The organism is Paenibacillus sp. P4_E11 (assembly GCF_056401635.1).
Genome location: NZ_JBFUIX010000742.1, coordinates 1 through 509 on the forward strand (window position 1 = coordinate 1; position 509 = coordinate 509).

Sequence of the window (509 nt, forward strand, 5' to 3'; positions counted from 1 at the left end):
GAGTAATATTCCTGAACAAATGCATCCTAAAATTATCCCACCGGGTTCTGAAAAGTATAGATCAATTGCTCAACCACCTTGTAGAGATGTGATACATATTGCTGATAATTTCATAGCAAAGGCCGAGAGCTTTTTATGCATCGGTTATGGCTTCAACGATGAGCAGATTCAGACAAACATAATCAGTGCAATTCGAAAGGGTAAGCCTATAGTGGTCGTAACAAAAAAATTATCAGATACTGCACTCACAATGATTTCTAAAAATGCTGTTAAATATGTAGTCATACAAGAAAGTAATACATCTGGATACACGGACTTCTTAATGAACGATGCCATGCATACAGAGAAAGGCGAGTTTTGGAAAATAGAAGATTTTTATAATATTTTATATTAATTTTAGGGAGAGATCTAAATGGCAATCTTGAATTTTCCTGATGCTCAATCTGTTGGAAAAGTACAAAGTGTGGATACTTCCTCGGTGGTAGTGAAGGTCAATAGAAGTGATATGC

1 protein-coding gene is annotated in these 509 nt (G+C 35.6%); it reads left to right on the plus strand.

The annotated features are described in order from the left end of the window. The coding region (locus AC1DWB_RS37240) for a hypothetical protein (RefSeq protein WP_477546038.1) at positions 1-394 on the plus strand (394 nt) is incomplete at its 5' end. Positions 395-509 lie beyond the last annotated feature (115 nt).